Below are 17,283 nucleotides of genomic sequence, written 5' to 3' on the forward strand. Positions count from 1 at the left end.
TGAGTGGCTTCCTGGTGACTGAGTTGGTGGTCTGGGTTGCTGGGTTCATGAGTTGGCCTGCTGGGTGGTGAGTTCGGTGATCACGTGCAGGGGTGCGGGCTGTTGCCGGAGTTCCTGCAGGGCGGTTCCGGCGGTTCCTCGCGAGACCTCGGCCAGTTCCATCAGTTCGTCGACCGTCGGGAGGCTGCCGGTGCGGGCCTGGTGCTTGCGCGCCTCGGCGCGCGCCCGGTCCTTCTTCGGCGAGGACGCCACCGCGGCCGGACGCTCCGGCTTCGCGGGCGACTCGCCGGCCTCACGCTCGCCCTCGGACTGGACGCCTGGGGACGGCTCGGCTGTACGTCCACCCGGGACGGTCGACGCGGACGCGTTCAAGGCGCCCGGCTGTACGGCGCCCGATTGGACGACCGGGGACTGAACGGCCGGACGCTGAACGCGATCCGGCTCAACGAGCGGAGCGGACGACGCGGCCGGATCGGCGACCGCGACAGCGGCGCCCGCCGCCGGCACGGCGGCCTCGTCCACTGCCGCGTCGGCGTCCGTACGGCGTTCCGTGGCGAGCATGAACAACAGGTGCGCCACGATCGCCGCCGCCAGTGCGGGCCATGCCCCCACCCCGAACCGCAACAGGCCCGAGGTCGGCGGCAGCGCCTCCGCCCCGACCGGGGCGGCCGAGGTACCGACTCCGCCGGCGAGGTAGCTCGCCTGCGCCAGCCCCGACAGCCCGGCCGCGAGGATGACCACCGCCCACGCGTAGCCGCGTCCACGCTCCTGCAGCCGCGAGGTGGCCGCGTAGGCCACGATCGCCAGCCCGTCGGTGATCAGCGGGTAAATCCATGCGATCCCGCCCGGCACGCCCGACGCCACGGCGACCTCGAACAGGCCGTGCGCCGTCGCCGCCGCCGCGCCCAACGCCACCAGCAGTCCGGGCACGAACACCGCCAGCATCGCCCACCGCGACGTCTTGTTCGTCGTGCTGTGCGTGCTCATGCCCGCTCCCATCCGTCGTCGTCGTTGGTGCGTGCCAGGGCGTCCTCGACGTTCCAGCGGGCCAGCCGCCGTGCGCGCTCCATGTCGCCGCCGGCGACCCTGAGGTGGTGCTTCGCCCGCCTGGCCAGGCATCGCTCCCACGTGCCAGGAAACGAGTTGATGACCAGCCCGTCCTCGTCGGGGAACACGCTTTCCACGTCCGGGGTGGCCGCCACCGCGTGGGCACGCGCGTCCTGTGGGCTGCTGCCTGCAGCGAGGTACTCGGCGTAGAGCTCCAGCGCGATGTTCGCCGACGCCGTGTCGTCCGCTGCGCGGCGATGCGCGACCTCCTCGTTGGTCACGCCCGCAGCCAGTTCGTCGTCGAACCGGTCAAGCGCGGCGTGGATCCAGGCGGGCAGCTGATAGCGGTTGCTCATCGTGGTTCCCACCCTTCGCTGCGATCGTCGGTGCGCGGGGAGGCCTGGTCGTCGGCGTTCCAGCGGGACAGTCGGTCCGCCCGCTGGGCGTCCTCGCCGGTGACCTCGGCGCGGTGCAACGCGTCGCTGGCCTCGTCGACCGCCTGCCCGCACCGCTCGACCACGGCGGCCAACGGCGTCGGCTCCGGCGCGGCGAGCACGTCGTCAATCCGGTCCAGCAGCTCAGCGGTATCGGAGTTGGCGATGCCCGACTCGGCGGCCGTCGTGTCGGCGTCGAGCAGGAGTTGCACAGCCGGCACGTCGGTCTCCCGGAACTCGGCAACCGTCGGGTCGGTGCTGCGGAGCATCGGCCAGCTGACGTCGTCGTCTCCGTCGTCGACCATGCCCGTGATGTCGACCGCCTCGCTCTCGGAGGCCCAGTTGCGCAGGACGCCGGACTGGTTGACGACCATCGGCGCGGCCATCCCGGTGTAGGGGCTCGTGCCTTCCTCGCCGTTGTCGAATGCGAGCTGCTCCAGCTCGTCCTCCTCGGCGGTGAGGTAGTCGGGCTCGTACTCGTCGGGCACGACCAGGTCCGGTGTGGCCGGCAGGTTGCGCGCGATCCAGCCGTCCGGCTCGGGTTCGCGTTCGGGCACGAGCGAGGACGCCGGCGGGTTCCACCGCCAGTCCGCGTCGTCGACATCGCCTTCCCCGACCGCGGGTGCGGCGAACGCGGCCGCGACCTGCTCGGCCGACAGGCGCGGCGTCATCCGGTCCGCGACGTCGCGCGCGGCTTCGCTGCGGGCTTCCTCATCGCTCCTGCCGGCGATCCGCAGCTGCGCGTACAGCTCGATGGTGGCCTTGACTAACTCCAGTTCGTTGGGGTGCGCGCGGTCGACCTCGGCGCGGGCCCGGGCGACGTCGCCGGTCTCGGCCAGGACCCGCTCGAAGTCCTCGACCGCGGTCTCGGCCGTGATGTAGTTGCACAGCGCGACGTCGGCGGGCATCACGTTGGCCGGATCGATGACAACGACCTCGATGTCCTCGTCGTGCTCGCCGGGCCCGTAGGCGTGCGTGTTCATCGCCGGGCACCCCCTCGGCGCTGGCGGGCTGCGGCCTGCGCGGCGGCCAGCTGCTCGGCGGTCGGTACCGGTGCGGGGTTGTCGCGTTCCTCGGCCCACCACAGCGCGATCGGGGCGAGGCCTTCGCCCATCGGCACGCGCGGCGCCGGCCGGTGCAACGGGCCGCCGTCCTCGTGGTTCTCCAGCGAGCACCCGCCCGCGCTGCCCTTGATCCGGCGCACCACACCCGGGCGGTAGCGATCGTGCCAATCCGCCGCGCGGGCGACGGTGGCGTCCTCGTCGCGGTAGGCGGTGTGCCACGCGGCGGCGAGCCAGAGGAGTTCCTCGACGATGTCGGGGTGCCACATCCAGCACTCCGGCAGCACCCCGGCCGCGTCGGGGTAGCGCAGGAAGATCCGGCGCAGCCACACCGTCAGGTCGGTGAGCATGGCCTGGGCGCGGTCGAGGTCGGCGGGCAGGTCCAGCCACGACCACGACGGCACCTCGCCCTCGGCGCCGGCGAGCTGGTCGGCGATCGCGCGGACCGTGCGGGCCAGCGTGGAGACCTTCTCCGGCATCGCCGTCAGCGGCTCCACCTTTGCGCGCAGCTCGCCGACCTGGTCCTCGAACTGTGTGCGCAGCCCCTCGACCTCGCGGGCCAGTCCCCACACCGCGCGGACCGTGTTGTCCGGGCCCGAACCGGTGGCGCCGTTGGGGTTTGCGGGCTGGGCGCCCGCGGGGGTCGGGGTGTTGTTGTCGGTGCTCATCGGGTCACCTCCACGAGGTTGTAGTGGGTGTGCAGCTCGGTCCAGTCGGCGTGGTGCCGGCCATCGGGGGTGTGCCAGCGCCCGTCCGAACCGGGGCACCACTGGCGCATCAGGTCATCGCGCACGGTCGGGCGGTCGGCCGGCGCCGGGCTCGCACCGAGCCCGCCCGCCAACCACACCCGCGCCCGCCGGGTGGTGGCGGTCGTCATCGCGGACCACCGCACTCGACCTCGCCGACGAGGTAGGCGTGCGCCATCCATGAGCGGGCCAGCTCGAGCAGCTCGGCGTGCTCGGCCTCGTAGACGCGGTGGCGGGTGGCCGCCACGGTGTAGGCCACCGTGTTGCGCACCGCGTAGCCGGGCACGACGCGTCGGGCCTGCTGCACCGCGCGGGTCAGTCCGAACACCACGGCCGCCGCGGCCAGGTGCTCCTTGGGCGCGGGCCCGTTGCACGCGTGGCGCAGGATCGAGGCGTGCAGCTCGATCAGGCCCTCCTGTGTGGTCGGAGCCTGGTCGAACACGGTGCTCACCGCCTTCAGGTAGGCGTCCAGCCCGCTGCGGAAGGTGGTGAATTCGTCGAGGTCGTCAAACTTGTTATTGATGGCCGTGAGCATCATCGGGTGGCCTGCTTTCGGGAAGAGTTGGTGCGGCCCGCGGCGAGGCGGGCCCGGTGCTGGTCTTGCGCGGCGGGGCTCGTGAGCGCCTCGTGCAGCGCCCACGCCGGTTCGCGCGGGGCCGGGTCCGCCCGGCCCCCGGCCGGGGCGGGGTTCACAGCGCCACCCCCGGGAACTCGGTCGTGTCCGACCAGTCCAGGTGCTGCCACTCGGTCCCGGGGGCCACGAGCTGGTGGGCGCGGGCGACGAGGGTGTCGACGTCGTCGCGGCGCAGCACGATCGCGCCAGTGCCGTTGGGGTTGGACAGGCCGAGCACGACCAGGTCCCCGCGGGCGGTGACCTTCACCTCGCCCACCCCGGCGGTGCCGTAGACCAGGGCATCGGCCAGCAGCTCCCGGCTGATGGCCCACTCCAGCCCTGGCTGCACAACGTCGAACCCGAACGTGATCGCATACGGTTCGCCGGCGTCGTAGCTGGCCGAGATCGTGGCGTGCCCGGTCTGGAGCAGCGCGGGCAGCTGCAGCGTGAACGCGCTCATCGCCCCTCCCCCTCGACCCCGTCGTCGGCGACGTCGCTGCCGGGGGTGGTGGAGAACTCGGCGTCCAGCCGCGCCAACGATTCCTCGTCATCCAGCCGGGTCGCCGTCGCGAGCACCGGGCGCCACGAACCGGTGTCGTTGCCGCCGGTCTCGGAGCCGCCTTCGGTGGCGCGGTCGAGCATCCGTGACACCCAGGGCTCGACCTTGTCGGCCAGCGCGTCGACGAACGCGGCGAACCGGATCACCCACACCTCGCGGCGGTTCTCCCACCGCTCGGCGAACGCTTCCCACCGCTCCTGACGCTCGGCGCCCTTCACGTCGCCGCGCTTCCACGCCATCTGCAGCTTCCCGATCGCCGCAGGCATCCCCCGGCGCACGACCACCGCGTGCCGCTCCGGCAGCTGCGAAATCTCCCCCGGCGTCAGCACCGGCACCCGCTGCGGGGTCCGCCCGGTGACGTTGCCGTCGGCGTCCTCGGTCTCGACCATCTCGTGCCGGTCGGCCGTCAGCGTCGAATAGGCCTGCAGGTCGTTGTCGTCACGGGCACCGGCGAGGATCAGCACCGTCGCCGAGTTCGTCATGATCGCCGCACACCCGGTGTCGCCCCACCGCTCCCGCAGCTGCGCCCGCGACTGCGCGCCGATGTGGATGGTGATGTTGCGCCCACCCATGTCCGCGGTCCACTTGTCCAACGGCACCGGCGACACCAACGCCGCCTCATCCAGCACCAGCGTCAACGCCGGGTCCAACCGGCCGCCCAGCGACTCCGACGCGATCCGCCGGGACTCCCGGGCGATGTGCGCGGTCAACGCCGCCACCAGCGGCGCCGTGTGCCCCTCCTCCGCGCCGAGCATGTAGACAGTGCCGCGCTCGGCCAACAGCTGCGCCACATCGAAGCCACCACCGGTCGCGGCCGCGGTCGCGGTCGGGTCGGTCAGCCACGCCAGCGCCGGCATGACCGTCGTGGTGATCGACGAGCGGGTGCGCTCGTTCGTGGTCAGGAACTGCTGCGCGGCCGTCTCGAACGCCGGCTCCGGCGACCGGCGCAACAGGCGCAGCACCTCGTCGGTGGCCTCCTCCGGGTCGGCGACCCAGCCCTGCACGTCCCGCATCGACAGCGCACCCAGCGCCGCGGCGTGCATCAACGCCGCCAACGCGCGGCGGGCCTGCGACACCCAGTGCTCCCGCTCCTCACTCCCCCCATCTCCCGGCAGCAGGTCACTGGCACGGTGGGTCGCGGTCACCGGGTTCTCGCACCCGGTCAGCGGGTCGAACGTGATCGTCGACGCCAACCGGCCCAGCCCACTCGGGTTGAACACGTACGTCGGACCACGCCGCGCACGCAGCTTGCCGGTCAGGTCGATCAGGTCCGTGCGGGTCGAGGTCGCAATCACCGCGCCCGGCGCGTCCAGGATCCGGCACGCCAGCTCCCCCGTCTTGCCCGAACGCGGGCCCCCGAAGCGCAGCGTCACGTCCTCCACCGGCGACCAAATCCACTGCCGACCCACCCGCGCGATCGGCGTCGCGTACTCCGTGACCGGCACCTGCCGGCGCGTCCACCACATCTCCTTGCGCAGCGACGGCTTCAACACCTTCGCCTTCCGGCGCATCGCCCGCTTCGAGGCGACTCGCCAGATCTGCCAGCGCGACGCCACCCCGCCGTTGCGGCGCGACCGGCGCGACCACCGGCCGATCAGCCCGCGCGAACCACCCCGGCCACGCAGGCCCAGGACCGCGGCCACCAGCAGAACCGGGGCACCGAGGATCAGGCCCCACGGCCACACGCCGTAGCCCGGCGTCTCCGCCGGCACCCACCCCACAAACCACAACGACAGCCCCACCAACCCGGCCGCCACCGTCACCGTCCGGGCCGCGTTGCCCCTCATCAACTCCGCCATACCCAACACCGCCGCGGCCACACCAATGGTCACCAGCCACGGCCAGATCGCTGCGACCTTGACGTGCCACTCGCTCGCGAGCACGCCGGAGGCGATCAGGACGGCCGACATCAGGAAGGCCTTGAAAGTCCGCATCAGGCCGCACCCCCAGCCGAAGTAGCACGCCAGGCGTCGACCCACTCAGCGACGTCAACGCAGTTGCCGGCGTTCGCGGCGAAGTCGAGCAGCTGCTCGACTGCTTTCGCGGGCACGACGTAGCGACCTTGCCCTGCGCCTCGACGAAGCTGGAGCGCCGGAAACGCGTCGGCGTGGATCAGGCGGTAGACGTACTCCTGCGAGAGGCTGAGCAGCGCCGCAGCCTCGGGCACCGTGTAGGTCGGCACCCCAGCCATGCGTTTACGCATCGCAGCCTGGAGCGCAATGTCGCGCAGTAGTTCACGAGTCTGACCGCGGGTGGCCTGCGCCTCGCGTGTCGTAGTTTGTTCCTGCATCTGGGTCTCCAAATGTCCGATGCGAGGCCCGGGCGGGGTGGCACCCCCGCCCGGGTCGCTCTGTCTCCGCTGTCTCAGCCGGCTGAACTTGTCTAGGCTGCCTGGACATGCTTGAAGGTACCCAGCATGGCTAGCCATGTCAACTGCTTGTCTAGGCTGCCTAGCGTGGATAGGTGCAGAGGCCGTACCCTGACCTCCATGCAACTCGACCCGGACGACCCTCGACCGCCGTATCAGCAGGTCGCGAACGCGCTGCGTGCGGCGATCTTGACGAAGACGTTCAAGCCAGGCGAGAAGCTGCCGTCCGGTCCGGAGCTATCGCAGCAGTTCGGGGTCGCCAGAATGACAGTGCAAACGGCCATTCGGCTGCTGCGCGACGAAGGCCTGGTCGTGTCCCGGCAGGGCAGCGGTGTCTACGTCCGCGAGCGCACGCAGCGCGCGGTCGACCTGCGATCTCACCTTGAGCGCGCCTTCGAGCAGCCCGAGGTGTCTGTCGACTTCGCCGGTTTCTCCGGTGAGACGCTGCACGGCGCCATCACTGAGCCACTGGACAAGATCCGTGACGGCCGTCTCCGGCCCGACTCGCTATCGATTCGGCTGCTCGTGCCGGATCCGCGCCAGCCGTGGTCTCTGCCGGTCCGGGTCGAAGACCTTGCCGACAGTCCCGCTTTCAGGGCGCGGGCCACCCGGATCATGGAGCGCCATACGCTCGCGATCGTGGACGCGGTGAACGAGCTCGCAGACCTTGGCCTCGTTCCGGACGCTAAAGCGCAGGTGCGCGTCAATCCAGCCGTGCCGCTGTTCAAGCTATACGTGATCAACGACAACGAGACGTTTTTCGGGTACTACCCCGTTCAGGAGCACCAAGTAACGCTCGACGGTGAGCGGACGGCGATCTGGGACCTGATGGGCAAGGATGCGATCTTGTTCCACTATTCAGCGGACGGTGATGAGGACAGCCTCGCGTCGCAATTCACTCGGCAGTCGCGGATGTGGTTTGAGTCCCTGTGGACCACGGTGGGCCGGGACTACCAGGCATGACCATCGATCAGCTCGCTGCTGCTCTGAAGCGAACGTCGAGCGTTCTGCTCGACTTCGACGGACCCGTCTGCTCGGTCTTCAGCGCCTTCACCCCGGCTGCCGTCGCTCATGAGCTACGGACTCGCCTCAGTCTCGATGCTGCACCAGAGACGCAAGAACCATTCGATCTCCTCAGTTACGTCGCTCGTCACGAACCGGCGAAGCTCGTTAGAGCAGAGGCGGAACTGGCGCAGCTTGAGAAGAAGGCAGTGCTTCGTGCTGCGCCGACTCTCGACGCGGACGCGGTACTCCGACGCTTCCATGAGACCAGCCGGCCGGTGGTAATCGTGAGCAACAACTCCGCGTCGGCGGTGCGTGCATACCTGGCCCAGCACGATCTTGGCTCCCTTGTGACCGCCGTGTCTTCGAGGGTTGAACCGGACCCCAGCCTGCTCAAGCCTCATCCATACTTGCTCCACCGCGCAGCAGCGGCACTGGGTTGCCCGGTTGCCGATTGCCTCATGATTGGCGATTCCGCTACTGACATCGAAGCTGCCCGGGCTGCAGGAGCAGTCGCGGTCGGCTACGCAAACAAGGCTGGCAAGCGCGAGCGATTTGAGCGTCTCGGAGCTGACGCGATCATCGGGGCCATGAACGACTTGTTGGAAGCTCGCGTGCCTCTGTAAACCGTGCACCGATGACTAATTCAGACACGAGCTGCAACGGCGACCGCTCCCCACGCCTCGGCTCGAGAAACGTCAATCTTGAGGCGGCGTGCCAACTCGCCGACCGGTCGGCCAGCCTTGAGAGCAAGAACGGCGGCGTCGTACTCACGGTCTCCAGAAACTGCACGGGGATCAATCAACAGCAACCCGTGTTCGCCACGGAGCACGTTCCCGGACGAAAGGTCTCCGTGGCACAAGGAACGCGACTCGTCGACGACGAGCTGATCGAGGATCGACAGGGCTCGCTCGCGTTCCCTGTCGCTCGCCGCCTCGAAGCCCCGCGGTAGGTCGAACGCATCACCACCGAGGAGGCGCTCGCGCAGCCAGATGGAGATCGGTGGGAACTCCCGAGTCTGCAAGGCCCCGGCGAGTGGGCGAAGAACGTCGGCGAGTTCGTCGATCGATGCAGACTGAATGTCTCTCGTCCCCGGCTGCACCTGGTCCATGACCGTCCACGTGCTGACTGCAGACTCAACGACTTGGTGGACAGCCGGCGCCACACCGAGCATTGCGAGCCGTCGCGCTGCGCTTGCCTGGAGTGCACCGGCAGGATCAGGCGTCGACTTCATGATCAGTCGTCCGTTGGGTGTTTCGACCGACACGACGAGTCCGTAGCGGGCGGCCAAGACCTTCCGTGGTTGAGCTTCGTGGCTGCGGCACAGCTCGGCGAACTCGCCTTCCGCGGCAGAAGCCCAAGATTCCCCGCGAGCTGGCCAACGCGAACATACGGCGCGCATGACGTCGTGCGGCACCGCTACGCGCTCGCCACCTGGCAGGACTTCCGGGCGGGCTTGGCTTCGGCTCGGACGCTTCATTCGACCGCCGATGACGTCAGCCGCTCGCTTGTCGGCTTCGGCAACCCAAGCGGCGTATACCCGCAGAGTGGTGTTGCCCCCGTCGGCGTGGCCGAGACGGCCGGCGACCGTTCGGATGTCGACTCCAGCCAGAATGAGCTCGGTGGCCGCGTAGTGCCGGAGGGCATGCAGATGGCTGTCAATCCCGAGCGACGAACACATCCGCGAATAGCGGCGGCTGAGCCAAGATCGATTGTATGGCCGGTCGAACGTCGGCGACGGCGAGAACAGGTACGCATCTTCGGTCGGCTCGGCATCGAGGGCGCGCATCCGGCTTTCGTAGTGCAGGCGAAGGTCTCGGAGGACGTCCACCGTCGCGGCGTCGAGTGCAATTCGTCGGGGCTGGTCGGTCTTGGTCTCGTGCACGGCAAGGAGCGCCTTGTCGAAGTCGACGTCGCGCCAACGAATGCGGGCAAGCTCACCGCGGCGCATGCCCGTGACCATGACTAGCCACACGAGCGAGCCGTACGCGTCGTCCTTTTCCCACGCGGCCTGAATGATCCTCGCAGCCTGCTCTGACGTCGGCGGCTGAGGGTCAGGCTTCGGCGCTCGCGGCTTCCTGGCGTGCTCGGCCGGATTGCTCTTAACCCACTCCCACCGGATCGCTGCCGCGAACGTGCCGTGGATCATGAAATGCAACTTGAGCACGGTCGCCTTGGCCAGCGGCTTACACGTGTGCGGTTCGCACCGTGTCACGACGCAGCCGGCCTCGTCGCAGTCGTGCGGCGGGTATCCTGCCGCCGGCGGTCGGCCCGGACGACGTTTGTGCTGCACCGTTCGACACTCATGCGGACCGTCCACCCGGTGCTCGATGCGCGGTTTCCCATCGCAGCGTGTGCGGCAGCGTTGGATGTCGGCGTAGAACTCCTCGAGCATCCGCACTCGGATCTTGGCGAGAGGAACATCGCCGAACACGGGGTAGAGGTAGTTGCGGGCGTACCCCTCGTAGGTGTCGCGGGTGTCGTCGCTCAGGTCGGCGAGGCCGAGCCAGTCCTTCATCGCGACGCGGAAGAGGCCGTTGCTGCGAGCGTGGCGTTCTTCGTTGACCTCCGCGAGGAACCGGGTCCTGATCTTTTCGGCCTCGCGCTCGTCGGTCGTCGACTCCTCAAGGTAGAGGCGCTTGCCGGTTACGGGATCGACGCCGGCGTAGACCCTAACGCGCAGAGAGTTGCCACGACGCTCGATCTGGCCGCGTTGCCGCGCCCTGTTGGTCGCCTCGTTGACCATGAGTTGATCGTACCTGCACCCACCATAGCTCCCATTGATCAACTATGGACGCAGGCAATCTAAGATAACTGCTGGTCATACTATGTGGAGCTGAGGGGAATCGAACCCCTGACCCCCGCCTTGCAAAGGCGGTGCTCTACCAATTGAGCTACAGCCCCGGACGCGGGTGGCGCGAGGCCACCCGCGGTGAGTCAGTTGCGGGAAGCGTCCGCGGCCTTGGCCGGCGTGCTGCCGTTCGCGGAGACCGGGCCCGAGGGGGCGGTGGCCTGGCGCCAGAGGTCGGCCTCGGCTTTGGCAGCCTTGTTGCGCTTGACGACGAATAGGACGCCGCCCGCGACGACTGCGAGTGCCAACAGCTTCTTCACCTGAAGCCCCCTTTTCCAGCTTGCTTCCGTACGCCACGATGCTACTGCACCGGCTACGCACCGCTCCCGGCCCCTGGTTCCACGTGGAACCACCCGCGGCGCGGCACACTCGGCACCGTGTGGCCCGGCGAAGGCCGGGACAGCCTGGCGACGCTCGTTGACCACTTGAGTCCACCGCCGCCCCGCACTCCGCGAGCTGCCGCTACGCGAGACGCAGTGGCGCGGCGAGTCGACGGCTGGGACGAACCACCTGGAGTCCGCCGCGGTGGCTCTGCCGCGACAAGGCGACCCGCGTGGGCCAGCGCTGCTTCAGCAGGTTCGCGACTTCCCGCCCGGCCTCGCCTCGGGCCGCACGAATATCCGCAAGCAGCTGCGCGGAAACAAATCAGCCCTGCCGGGAAGAGAAGACCGGCAGGGTTGAAGTATCTGCGATCGGCACGCCCACGGTCGCCTCTCGGCGAAAGGCACGACGCGGCTCCAGCCGAACGGTATTCCGCGAAGGCAAGTGTGTGAGCCCGGGGGACACGTTGGGCGCACCGACCACCACTTACAACCGAACCCCCACCGCACCTATTCCCCGCCCCGCACTCCCCCGTGGGCCAGCTCCACCTGGCCATTCACCGCACCCGAACGGAACTCACCAGGGCGAACACCTCACCACGAGAACTCACCAACACAACCACCTCACCGGCGAACCTCACCCGTGCTGGAATGGCCACCGATCACACCGTGGGGGTCTTGGGGGGTCGCCCCCAGATACAAAAACACCCGATCACGTTCGCGCTTTCCACGAACATGACCGGGCGAATCGGGTGGGCCCACCAGGACTTGAACCTGGGACCTCTTCGTTATCAGCGAAGCGCTCTAACCGCCTGAGCTATGGGCCCGTCGAACGAGGAGAACTCTACAGGACCCCCGAAGGGGCCCTGCAACCGGGTTACTCCCTTTCCGACAGGGTGACTTCGAGGCCTCCGGCCAGGTCGGCGGACACGTTGTAGATGAACGCGCTCACCGTGGCCAGTGCGGACACCAGGACGATGTTGATCGCGCCGAGGATGGCCGCGACGCCGAACACACGCCCTGCGCTGATCAGCGGTTCGGTGGACGCGTTGGCGCCCTCGCCGCCGACCAGGGACGAGTACGTGCCGTTCAGCTTGTCCCACACGCCCATGCCGTCGAGCACCGTGTAGAGCACGCCGACGGCGACGAGCCACACGAAGAACATCGCAACGCCCAGGACCAGCGACAGCTTCAGCACCGACCACGGGTCGAAGCGCTTGATCTGCAGGCTCGCGCGGCGCGGGCCGCGGCCGGGGCGGCGCAGAGCGCTCGGCGTGGGACGGGGGCGACCGGCCGGCGGCACGTCGTCCGCCGGCGCGGGCGGCGGGGCGCCTTCGGTTCCGAAGAGCCGGGGCGCGGCCGTGCCGCTCACCGCGGGGTAGTCGGTCTCGCTCACGCGTGCGTCCTGCTCATGATCCGAGTAGACCACATCCTCGGTCGCAACCCGGGTCGAGACCGTGGCCTCGGAGTCGCCGCCGCCGTCCTTGGCGGTGCGCTGCCAGGGTGGGCTCGGCGGCGTGCCGTCTGCCTTCTCGGATGGTGTCACGAAGAGTCAGTCCTTACCCGTGCGTGGGGCGCCGCTCACTGCTCCGGCGCCGTGCCGTCTTCTGCTGTGGTCTCCTCGGGCGCGGCCGCCGCTTCGCCCTGGGGCGCTTCGACCGCTTCCGCCGCGTCTTCGGAGTCCTCACCACCATTGGCGACGTCCGACCCCTCGTCCGCGTTGCGTGCGACCGCGAGAAGAGTTGTGCCGTCCGCCAGGTTCATCAGCCGGACGCCCTTGGTCTGGCGGCCGGCCTTCCGGACGTCGCGCGCCGGCGTGCGGATCACGCCGCCGCTCGAGGTGATGGCGAACAGCTCGTCGTCCTCGTCGACGATGAGCGCACCCACCAGCCTCCCACGTTTCGTGTCGTGCTGAATGGTCAGCACACCCTTGCCGCCGCGGCCCTGCACCGGGTAGTCCTCGATCGGCGTGCGCTTGGCGTACGCGCCGTCGGTGGCGACCAGCAGGAACTTCTCCGGTTTGACGACGCTGATGCCCAGCAGCTCGTCGCCGTCGTTGAACCGCATGCCGAGCACGCCGGACGTCGCGCGGCCCATGGGGCGCAGCGCTTCGTCTGTCGCGTGGAAGCGGATCGACTGGCCGCCCGCGGAGACCAGCAGCAGGTCGTCCTCCGCCGCCGCGAGCACCGCGCCGACCAGCTCGTCGCCCTCCCGCAGGTTGATGGCGATGAGGCCACCCGCGCGGTTGGAGTCGAAGTCGGTGAGCTTCGTCTTTTTCACGAGGCCCTTCTGCGTGGCGAGCACCAGGTACGGCGCCACCTCGTAGTTCGGGATCTCGATGACCTGGGCGATCTGCTCGTCGGGCTGGAACGCCATCAGGTTGGCCACGTGCTGGCCGCGCGCGTTGCGGTTGGCCTCGGGCAGGTCGTACGCCTTCGTGCGGTAGACGCGGCCCTTGTTCGTGAAGAACAGGATCCAGTCGTGCGTGGAGCACACGAAGAAGTGCTGGACGATGTCGTCCTGCTTCAACGTGGCGCCCTGCACGCCCTTGCCGCCGCGCTTCTGCGAGCGGTACAGGTCGGTCTTGGTCCGCTTCGCGTAGCCGGTGCGCGTGATCGTGACCACGACGTCTTCCTGCGCGATCAGGTCCTCGACCGACACCTCGCCGTCGAACGGGATGATCTGCGTGCGGCGGTCGTCACCGTACTTGCCGACGATCTCCATGAGCTCGTCGCGGATGATCGCGCGCTGGCGCTCCGGCTTCTCGAGGATGTCCTTGAGGTCCGCGATCTCCAGCTCGATCTCGGCCAGGGTGTCGATGATGCGCTGCCGCTCGAGGGCGGCGAGCCGGCGCAGCTGCATGTCGAGGATCGCGGTGGCCTGGATCTCGTCGATGTCGAGGAGCTCCATCAGGCCGGGACGGGCCTCGTCGGCCGAGGGCGAGCGCCGGATCAGGGCGATGACCTCGTCGAGCATGTCCAGCGCCTTGACCAGACCACGCAAGATGTGCGCGCGCTCCTCGGCCTTCTGCAGCCGGAACTTGGTGCGCCGGACGATGACCTCGACCTGGTGCTTCACGTAGTGCCGGATCATCTGGTCGAGGCGCAGCGTGCGCGGCACGCCGTCGACCAGGGCCAGCATGTTCACGCCGAAGTTCTGCTGCAGCTGGGTGTGCTTGTAGAGGTTGTTCAGCACCACCTTCGCCACGGCGTCGCGCTTGAGCGTGATCACGATCCGCATGCCGGAGCGGCTGTTGGTCTCGTCGGCGATGTCGGCGATGCCCGTGAGCTTGCCGTCGCGCACCAGGTGCGCGATGTTTTCGACCAGGTTGTCCGGGTTGACCTGGTACGGCAGCTCGGACACGACGAGCGTGGTGCGCCCCTTCGTGTCTTCCTCCACCTCGACGACCGCCCGCATGCGCACCGAGCCGCGGCCGGTGCGGTACGCATCCTCGATGCCCGAGGTGCCGAGGATCATCGCCTTGGTCGGGAAGTCCGGGCCCTTGACGCGCGTGAGCAGCGCGGCCAGCAGCTCTTCGTCGGTCGCCTCGTAGTTCTCGAGCGCCCACACGACGCCCTCGGCGACCTCGCGCAGGTTGTGCGGCGGGATGTTGGTCGCCATGCCGACCGCGATCCCGGAACCGCCGTTGACCAGCAGGTTCGGGAACCGCGACGGCAGCACGTCGGGCTCCTGCGTGCGGCCGTCGTAGTTGTCGGAGAAGTCGACGGTGTCCTCTTCGATGTCCGCCAGCATCTGCATCGCGAGCGGCGCGAGACGCGACTCCGTGTACCGCATGGCGGCGGCGGGGTCGTTGCCCGGCGAACCGAAGTTGCCCTGCCCGTCGATCAGCGGGTAGCGCATCGACCACGGCTGGGCCAAGCGCACCAGCGCGTCGTAGATCGCCGAGTCGCCGTGCGGGTGGTAGTTGCCCATCACGTCGCCGACGACGCGGGAGCACTTGTTGTACCCGCGGTCCGGCCGGAAGCCGGAGTCGAACATCGAGTAGAGCACCCGGCGGTGCACCGGCTTGAGGCCGTCGCGCACGTCCGGCAGCGCCCGCGACACGATCACGCTCATGGCGTAGTCGATGTAGGAACGCTGCATCTCCTGCTGGATGTCGACCGGCTCGATGCGGTCGTGTTCCGGCGGCAAGGTTTCCGTCATGGGTCCTTCTCGGGGGAAAGGTCGGGGCTGGGGCGGGGCGGACGGCTACACGTCCAGGAAGCGCACGTCCTTGGCGTTGCGCGTGATGAACGAGCGCCGGGCCTCCACGTCCTCGCCCATGAGGACGGAGAACAGTTCGTCGGCCTGCGCGGCGTCGTCGAGGGTCACCTGGCCGAGCAGCCGGTTGGCCGGGTCCATCGTGGTCTCCCACAGCTCCTCGGCGTTCATCTCGCCGAGACCCTTGTAGCGCTGGATCGCGTCGTCCTTGGGCAGCCGGCGGCCGGCCTCGACACCGGCCTGGATCACAGCGTCGCGCTCCTTGTCGGAATACGCGTACTCCGGCTCGGACCGCGGCCACTTGATCTTGTACAGCGGCGGGCGCGACAGGAACACGTGCCCGTGTTCGATGAGCGGGGTCATGAAGCGGAACAGCAGGGTGAGCAGCAGCGTGGTGATGTGCTGGCCGTCGACGTCGGCGTCGGCCATCAGCACGATCTTGTGGTAGCGCAGCTTCGAGATGTCGAAGTCGTCGTGGATGCCGGTGCCCAGTGCCGTGATCAGCGACTGGACCTCGGTGTTCTTGAGGACGCGGTCGATGCGGGCCTTCTCGACGTTGATGATCTTGCCCCGGATGGGCAAGATCGCCTGGTACATCGAGTCGCGGCCCTCCTTGGCCGAGCCGCCGGCCGAGTCGCCCTCCACGATGTAGAGCTCGCACTCGCCCGGGTCGTTGGAGCGGCAGTCCTTGAGCTTGCCCGGCAGGCCGCCGATCTCCAGCGCGCCCTTGCGGCGGACCAGGTCCCGCGCCTTGCGCGCGGCCATGCGCGCCTGCGCCGAGGAGATCGACTTGTTGATGATCGTCTTCGCCTCGGTGGGGTTGCGCTCGAACCAGTCGGCCAGCCACTCGTTCGACTGCTGCTGCACGAACGTCTTGGCCTCGCTGTTGCCCAGCTTCGTCTTCGTCTGGCCTTCGAACTGCGGTTCGGAGAGCTTGATCGAGACGATGGCGGCGAGCCCCTCGCGCACATCGTCACCCGTGAGGTTGGCGTCCTTCTCCTTGAGCAGCTTCTTCTCGCGCGCGTACGCGTTGACCACGCGGGTGAGCGCCGCGCGGAAGCCCTCCTCGTGGGTGCCGCCCTCGTGCGTGTTGATCGTGTTCGCGAAGGTGTAGACCGACGGCGTGAACCCGTTGTTCCACTGCATCGCGACCTCGACCTCGAGGCCGGTCCCCTTCGCGTCGAAGGAGATCACGCTCTCGTGGATCGGGTCCTTGCTGCCGTTGATGTGCCGGACGAAATCCTCGAGCCCGCCGGGGTAGCAGTAGACCTTCTCCTTGACGCGGGCCTGCTTGCCCTCCGCGTCTTCCTCGGTCTCCTCGTCGGCCACGCGCTCGTCGCGCAGCGACAGGGTGAGGCCCTTGTTGAGGAACGCCATCTCCTGGAGCCGGCGCGAGATCGTCTCGAAGTTGTACGTGGTGGACTCGAAGATGTTCGGATCGGCCCAGAAGGTGATCGTGGTGCCGGTCTCCTCGGCGGGGCCCAGGTCCTCCAGCGGGCCGGGGATCTGGTTGGTGTACTCCTGGCGCCAGCTGCGGCCGCCGTACTTGACCTCGGCGAGGAGCTTCGTCGACAGCGCGTTCACCACGGAGACGCCGACGCCGTGCAGGCCGCCGGACACCGCGTAGGAGTCGCTGTCGAACTTGCCGCCCGCGTGCAGCACGGTGAGCACGACCTCGAGAGTCGGCTTCTGCTCCTTGGGGTGGATGTCCACGGGGATGCCGCGGCCGTCGTCCACGACGCGCACACCACCGTCGGCGAGGAGGGTAACCTCGACCTTGGTGGCGAACCCGGCCATCGCCTCGTCCACGGAGTTGTCCACCACTTCCTGGACCAGGTGGTGGAGACCGCGCTCACCGGTCGAACCGATGTACATACCGGGGCGCTTGCGGACCGCTTCGAGGCCTTCGAGCACGGTGATGGACGACGCGTTGTACTCGCTCTTGTTCTCGGTCACCGGCGTTGTTTCTCCTCGTCTCGCCCGAGCGGACGCTCGCTACTCCTCCAGTGTACTTGCCCGCGCGCGCTCACATGCGGCAAGGACACCCCTCACTGCGTCACA

At 68.7% G+C, this 17,283-nt stretch carries 17 protein-coding genes and 2 tRNA genes; 2 read left to right on the forward strand and 17 right to left on the reverse strand.

Features of this window, described 5'->3' with window-relative positions; genetic code table 11:
* Window positions 1-45 precede the first annotated feature (45 nt).
* The 10 genes from I6J71_RS44505 to I6J71_RS44550 are packed head-to-tail and all read right to left on the reverse strand — an operon-like array spanning window position 46 to window position 6,762.
* Window positions 46-987 (reverse strand): DUF2637 domain-containing protein, encoded by a 942-nt coding sequence (locus I6J71_RS44505; protein ID WP_204092346.1) that lies wholly within the window; start codon window positions 985-987, stop codon window positions 46-48.
* Window positions 984-1,403 (reverse strand): hypothetical protein, encoded by a 420-nt coding sequence (locus I6J71_RS44510; protein ID WP_204092347.1) that lies wholly within the window; start codon window positions 1,401-1,403, stop codon window positions 984-986. The genes I6J71_RS44505 and I6J71_RS44510 overlap by 4 nt, the downstream gene beginning before the upstream one ends.
* Entirely contained in the window at window positions 1,400-2,464 is a 1,065-nt protein-coding gene (locus I6J71_RS44515; RefSeq protein WP_204092348.1) for a hypothetical protein, read from the reverse strand. Before I6J71_RS44515 ends, I6J71_RS44510 begins: the two co-directional genes overlap by 4 nt.
* Window positions 2,461-3,210: a hypothetical protein gene (locus I6J71_RS44520; RefSeq protein ID WP_239154264.1), complete on the reverse strand. Its 750-nt coding sequence runs from the start codon at window positions 3,208-3,210 to the stop codon at window positions 2,461-2,463. The genes I6J71_RS44515 and I6J71_RS44520 overlap by 4 nt, the downstream gene beginning before the upstream one ends.
* Window positions 3,207-3,419: a hypothetical protein gene (locus I6J71_RS44525; protein WP_204092349.1), complete on the reverse strand. Its 213-nt coding sequence runs from the start codon at window positions 3,417-3,419 to the stop codon at window positions 3,207-3,209. The genes I6J71_RS44520 and I6J71_RS44525 overlap by 4 nt, the downstream gene beginning before the upstream one ends.
* A complete protein-coding gene (locus tag I6J71_RS44530) occupies window positions 3,416-3,826 on the reverse strand; it encodes a hypothetical protein (protein WP_204092350.1) in 411 nt (136 codons plus the stop codon). The genes I6J71_RS44525 and I6J71_RS44530 overlap by 4 nt, the downstream gene beginning before the upstream one ends.
* A complete protein-coding gene (locus I6J71_RS44535; protein ID WP_204092351.1) occupies window positions 3,823-3,981 on the reverse strand; it encodes a hypothetical protein in 159 nt (52 codons plus the stop codon). Before I6J71_RS44535 ends, I6J71_RS44530 begins: the two co-directional genes overlap by 4 nt.
* Window positions 3,978-4,361: an SsgA family sporulation/cell division regulator gene (locus I6J71_RS44540; protein WP_204092352.1), complete on the reverse strand. Its 384-nt coding sequence runs from the start codon at window positions 4,359-4,361 to the stop codon at window positions 3,978-3,980. Before I6J71_RS44540 ends, I6J71_RS44535 begins: the two co-directional genes overlap by 4 nt.
* A complete protein-coding gene (locus I6J71_RS44545; protein WP_204092353.1) occupies window positions 4,358-6,394 on the reverse strand; it encodes a type IV secretory system conjugative DNA transfer family protein in 2,037 nt (678 codons plus the stop codon). The genes I6J71_RS44540 and I6J71_RS44545 overlap by 4 nt, the downstream gene beginning before the upstream one ends.
* Window positions 6,394-6,762, reverse strand: a complete 369-nt coding sequence (locus tag I6J71_RS44550; RefSeq protein WP_204092354.1) for a helix-turn-helix domain-containing protein — start codon at window positions 6,760-6,762, stop codon at window positions 6,394-6,396. Before I6J71_RS44550 ends, I6J71_RS44545 begins: the two co-directional genes overlap by 1 nt.
* A gap of 186 nt (window positions 6,763-6,948) precedes the next feature.
* Here I6J71_RS44550 and I6J71_RS44555 point away from each other — a divergent pair, with 186 nt between their 5' ends.
* Window positions 6,949-7,791 carry a GntR family transcriptional regulator gene (locus I6J71_RS44555; RefSeq protein ID WP_204092355.1) on the forward strand — a complete coding sequence of 281 codons (843 nt, stop codon included), beginning with the start codon at window positions 6,949-6,951 and terminating at the stop codon, window positions 7,789-7,791.
* Window positions 7,788-8,456, forward strand: coding sequence for an HAD family hydrolase (locus tag I6J71_RS44560; RefSeq protein WP_204092356.1), 669 nt, complete (start codon window positions 7,788-7,790; stop codon window positions 8,454-8,456). Before I6J71_RS44555 ends, I6J71_RS44560 begins: the two co-directional genes overlap by 4 nt.
* Window positions 8,457-8,476: 20 nt before the next feature.
* Here I6J71_RS44560 and I6J71_RS44565 read toward each other — a convergent pair whose 3' ends face one another.
* The 7 genes from I6J71_RS44565 to gyrB form a co-directional block, all read right to left on the reverse strand.
* On the reverse strand, window positions 8,477-10,576 hold the full coding sequence (locus I6J71_RS44565) for a tyrosine-type recombinase/integrase (RefSeq protein WP_204092357.1): 2,100 nt from the start codon (window positions 10,574-10,576) through the stop codon (window positions 8,477-8,479).
* A gap of 85 nt (window positions 10,577-10,661) precedes the next feature.
* Window positions 10,662-10,734: transfer RNA gene (locus tag I6J71_RS44570), tRNA-Ala, on the reverse strand.
* Between the two features lie 33 nt (window positions 10,735-10,767).
* On the reverse strand, window positions 10,768-10,941 hold the full coding sequence (locus tag I6J71_RS44575) for a DLW-39 family protein (RefSeq protein WP_204092358.1): 174 nt from the start codon (window positions 10,939-10,941) through the stop codon (window positions 10,768-10,770).
* A gap of 813 nt (window positions 10,942-11,754) precedes the next feature.
* Window positions 11,755-11,828: transfer RNA gene (locus tag I6J71_RS44580), tRNA-Ile, on the reverse strand.
* Between the two features lie 50 nt (window positions 11,829-11,878).
* Window positions 11,879-12,547, reverse strand: coding sequence for a DUF3566 domain-containing protein (locus tag I6J71_RS44585; protein WP_204092359.1), 669 nt, complete (start codon window positions 12,545-12,547; stop codon window positions 11,879-11,881).
* A 35-nt stretch (window positions 12,548-12,582) separates the two neighbouring features.
* A complete protein-coding gene (gene gyrA / locus I6J71_RS44590; RefSeq protein WP_204092360.1) occupies window positions 12,583-15,165 on the reverse strand; it encodes a DNA gyrase subunit A in 2,583 nt (860 codons plus the stop codon).
* Window positions 15,166-15,210: 45 nt separating this feature from the next.
* Entirely contained in the window at window positions 15,211-17,178 is a 1,968-nt protein-coding gene (gyrB, locus tag I6J71_RS44595) for a DNA topoisomerase (ATP-hydrolyzing) subunit B (RefSeq protein ID WP_204092361.1), read from the reverse strand.
* Window positions 17,179-17,283: the final 105 nt, after the last annotated feature.

This window comes from Amycolatopsis sp. FDAARGOS 1241 (assembly GCF_016889705.1).
Classification (GTDB): domain Bacteria; phylum Actinomycetota; class Actinomycetes; order Mycobacteriales; family Pseudonocardiaceae; genus Amycolatopsis.